This window comes from Pseudomonas sp. P5_A12 (assembly GCF_056400685.1).
This window is the reverse complement of the sequence record NZ_JBFUKU010000384.1, coordinates 1-4,196: the sequence shown is the minus strand read 5'-3', so window position 1 is coordinate 4,196 and position 4,196 is coordinate 1. Positions and strand designations below refer to the sequence as shown.

At 59.6% G+C, this 4,196-nt stretch carries 3 protein-coding genes; 2 read left to right on the top strand and 1 reads right to left on the bottom strand.

Annotated features, from left to right (window positions below):
• Positions 1–324: SufE family protein (locus AC1DSG_RS28375; protein ID WP_477793834.1), on the top strand; the 324-nt coding region annotated here is incomplete at its 5' end.
• 117 nt (positions 325–441) lie between these two features.
• Here the strand turns inward: AC1DSG_RS28375 and tcdA are convergent.
• Positions 442–1,251, bottom strand: a complete 810-nt coding sequence (gene tcdA, locus AC1DSG_RS28370; protein WP_477793833.1) for a tRNA cyclic N6-threonylcarbamoyladenosine(37) synthase TcdA — start codon at positions 1,249–1,251, stop codon at positions 442–444.
• Between the two features lie 217 nt (positions 1,252–1,468).
• On the opposite strand from tcdA, the gene AC1DSG_RS28365 reads away from it, so the two are divergent.
• Positions 1,469–4,060, top strand: a complete 2,592-nt coding sequence (locus AC1DSG_RS28365; protein WP_477793832.1) for a glycosyltransferase — start codon at positions 1,469–1,471, stop codon at positions 4,058–4,060.
• The last annotated feature ends 136 nt before the right edge of the window (positions 4,061–4,196 follow it).

The window sequence follows — 4,196 nt, the reverse complement described above, 5'->3', positions numbered from 1 at the left end:
ATGCAATGGGGCGATCGTCTGCCTGTTTTGAGCGATGTGGATAAAGTCGACGCCAACCGGGTGCATGGCTGTGAAAGCCAGGTCTGGTTGGTGGGCTCGCTGCAGGATGGTCATTGGCAGTTTGCGGCGAGCAGCGATGCGCGGTTGATACGCGGCTTGGTGGCGTTGCTGCTGGCGCGGGTCAACGGGTTGTCGGCGACTGAGTTGCGACAGGTGGATTTGCCGGATTGGTTCAATCAGCTTGGGCTTTCGCGGCAACTGTCGTCATCGCGCAGTAATGGCCTCAATGCCGTGCTTCAGCGGATGAATGAGTTGGCTCAGTAGCTGATCGCTCCCACGCTCCGCGTGGGAATGCCTCTTCGGACGCTCTGCGTTCGGCTGTTGAAGGGACGCGGAGCGTCCCGGGCTGCATTCCCACGCAGAGCGTGGGAACGATCAACGTCAGACAGGTTTAACCCGATCCGAAGGGCGCCGAACACCCGCCACAATCTTATCCACAGCCTTGGTCGCCGCGACCATGCCGAACGTCGCCGTCACCATCATCACCGCGCCAAACCCGCCGGCACAGTCCAGCTTCACGCCATCGCCGACAAAACTCTTCTGCAAGCAAATGCTGCCATCGGGTTTCGGGTAGCGCAGTTGCTCGGTGGAAAACACGCACGGCACGCTGTAGTGGCGCGTCACAGTGCGGGAGAAGTTGTAATCGCGCCGCAACGTGGAGCGCACTTTCGACGCCAACGGATCGTTGAACGTACGGTTCAAATCGCACACCTGAATCAGCGTCGGATCAATCTGCCCACCCGCCCCGCCGGTGGTGATGATTTGGATCTTGCGTCGCTTGCACCAGGCAATCAGCGCCGCCTTGGCGTTAACGCTGTCGATGCAGTCGATCACGCAGTCAATGTTCGGCGTGATGTACTCGGCCATGGTCTCGCGGGTGACGAAGTCAGCCACCGCGTGCACCGTGCAGTCCGGGTTGATCCCGCGCAGGCGCTCGGCCATCACTTCGACTTTCGGTTTGCCGACGGTGCTGTCCAGCGCGTGTAACTGGCGGTTGGCGTTGCTGACACAGACGTCGTCAAGGTCAAACAGCGAAATCTCGCCCACACCGCACCGGGCAACGGCTTCCGCCGCCCAGGAACCGACGCCACCGACGCCAACGATCGCTACGTGCGCCGCGCGCAGGCGCTCCAGCCCCTCGATGCCATACAAACGGGCGATGCCTGCAAACCGCGGATCTTCTGTGCTCATGACCAATACCCCAAAAACCGGCGCGCATTATAGGCTTCACAGTGACAAGTTTTAAGCTTCAAGCTGCAAGTGTAAGAACTTATGTGAAAGTTAACTGCCCAACGTCGGGCAATTCCTTGTCCGCTATACGAAAAGAGAATACCCGGTGTAGGATGCGCGCCCCTTGGCGACCGCCAACCGTTCCTTCGTTCCACATTCTTTGGAACCCGAAATAGCTATGTCATCGCGTAAATTTGGACTCAACCTGGTTGTGGTGCTCGCCATCGCAGCCTTGTTTACCGGCTTCTGGGCGCTGGTCAATCGCCCGGTCACCGCCCCCAACTGGCCTGAACAGATCGCCGGCTTCTCGTACTCGCCGTACCAGCAAGGCCAGTACCCACAAAAAGAGCAATACCCCACCGACGATCAAATGCGTCGCGACCTGGAGATCATGAGCAAGCTGACGGACAACATCCGTACTTACTCGGTCGACGGTACGCTGGGCGATATTCCCAAGCTGGCAGAAGAGTTCGGCCTGCGTGTGACACTGGGGATCTGGATCAGCCCGGACCAGGAGCGCAATGAACGCGAAATCACTCGCGCCATCGAAATCGCCAACACCTCCCGTAGTGTGGTTCGCGTGGTTGTAGGCAACGAGGCAATCTTCCGTAAGGAAATTACCGCCGCCGAACTGAGCGTATTACTTGATCGCGTCCGCGCGGCCGTGAAAGTGCCGGTCACCACCTCCGAGCAATGGCACGTCTGGGAAGAACACCCGGAACTGGCCAAGCACGTTGACCTGATCGCTGCACACGTTTTGCCTTACTGGGAATTTATCCCGGTGGACAAGGCCGGCCAGTTCGTCCTCGACCGCGCCCGCGACCTGAAAAAGATGTTCCCGAAAAAACCGCTGCTGCTCTCGGAGGTTGGTTGGCCGAGCAACGGCCGTATGCGTGGCGGCACCGATGCCAGCCCGGCAGATCAGGCGATCTACCTGCGCACGCTGGTCAACAAACTCAACCGCCAGGGCTTCAACTACTTCGTGATCGAAGCGTTTGACCAGCCGTGGAAGGCCAGCGACGAAGGGTCGGTGGGCGCGTATTGGGGCGTGTTCAACGCCGCGCGCCAGCAGAAATTCAACTTCGAAGGCCCAGTGGTCGCGATCCCGCAATGGCGGGTGCTGGCGATCGGCTCAGCCGTGCTGGCATTGCTGTCCCTGACCTTGCTGATGATTGACGGCTCGGCCCTGCGCCAGCGTGGCCGCACCTTCCTGACCTTTATCGCATTCCTCTGCGGATCGGTGTTGGTGTGGATCGGTTACGACTACAGCCAGCAATACAGCACATGGTTCAGCCTGACCGTCGGATTCCTCCTGGCCCTCGGTGCACTCGGGGTTTTTATTGTTCTGCTGACCGAGGCCCATGAACTGGCCGAAGCAGTCTGGACCCACAAGCGCCGCCGTGAATTCCTGCCGGTGGTGGGCGATTCGGACTACAGACCGAAAGTCTCGATCCATGTGCCGTGCTACAACGAGCCTCCGGAGATGGTCAAACAGACCCTCAACGCCTTGGCCAACCTCGACTATCCGGACTTCGAAGTCCTGATCATCGACAACAACACCAAGGACCCGGCGGTCTGGGAACCGGTGCGCGATTACTGTGAAACCCTCGGCCCGCGCTTCAAGTTCTTCCACGTTGCACCGCTGGCCGGTTTCAAGGGCGGTGCGCTCAATTACCTGATCCCGCACACCGCCAAGGATGCCGAAGTCATCGCGGTGATCGACTCGGACTACTGCGTCGATCCGAACTGGCTCAAGCACATGGTGCCGCACTTCGCCGACCCGAAAATCGCCGTGGTGCAGTCGCCGCAGGATTACCGCGATCAGAACGAAAGCACCTTCAAGAAGCTTTGCTACGCGGAATACAAAGGCTTCTTTCACATCGGCATGGTCACCCGTAACGACCGTGACGCGATCATCCAGCACGGCACCATGACCATGACCCGCCGCTCAGTGCTCGAAGAACTGGGCTGGGCCGACTGGTGCATCTGTGAAGACGCGGAGTTGGGTCTGCGTGTGTTCGAAAAAGGCCTGTCAGCGGCGTATTACCACACCAGCTACGGCAAAGGCCTGATGCCCGATACGTTTATCGACTTCAAGAAACAGCGTTTCCGCTGGGCCTACGGCGCGATTCAGATCATCAAGCGTCACACCGCCAGCCTGCTGCGCGGCAAGGACACCGAACTGACCCGTGGCCAGCGTTACCACTTCCTCGCGGGCTGGTTGCCGTGGGTCGCGGATGGCATGAACATCTTCTTCACCGTTGGCGCGCTGTTGTGGTCGGCGGCGATGATCATCGTGCCGCAGCGGGTCGATCCGCCGTTGCTGATTTTCGCAATCCCGCCGTTGGCGCTGTTCGTGTTCAAAGTCGGCAAGATCATCTTCCTTTATCGCCGTGCCGTCGGCGTGAACCTCAAAGATGCATTCTGCGCGGCACTGGCCGGGCTGGCGTTGTCGCACACCATCGCCAAAGCGGTGCTGTACGGTTTCTTCACCAGCAGCATTCCGTTCTTCCGCACGCCGAAAAACGCCGATAACCACGGCTTCTGGGTGGCCATTTCGGAGGCGCGGGAAGAGGTGTTCATCATGCTGCTGCTGTGGGGCGCGGCGCTGGGGATCTTCCTGGTCAACGGCTTGCCGAGCAATGACATGCGCTTCTGGGTGACCATGTTGCTGGTGCAGTCGCTGCCGTACCTGGCAGCGCTGATCATGGCGTTCCTGTCTTCGCTGCCCAAACCGGCCGCCGAGYCCGAGCCGGCACCCGCCGTCTAAATCTGTACAGATGCACTAAACGGCGGCCAATGGTCGCCGTTTTGCTTTAAGATAACTGCCATTTTGCAGGCCTTGGCGGAATACGGTTTACGAACCGGACCCTATACCTGTGGGAGCGAGCCTGCTCGCGAATGCG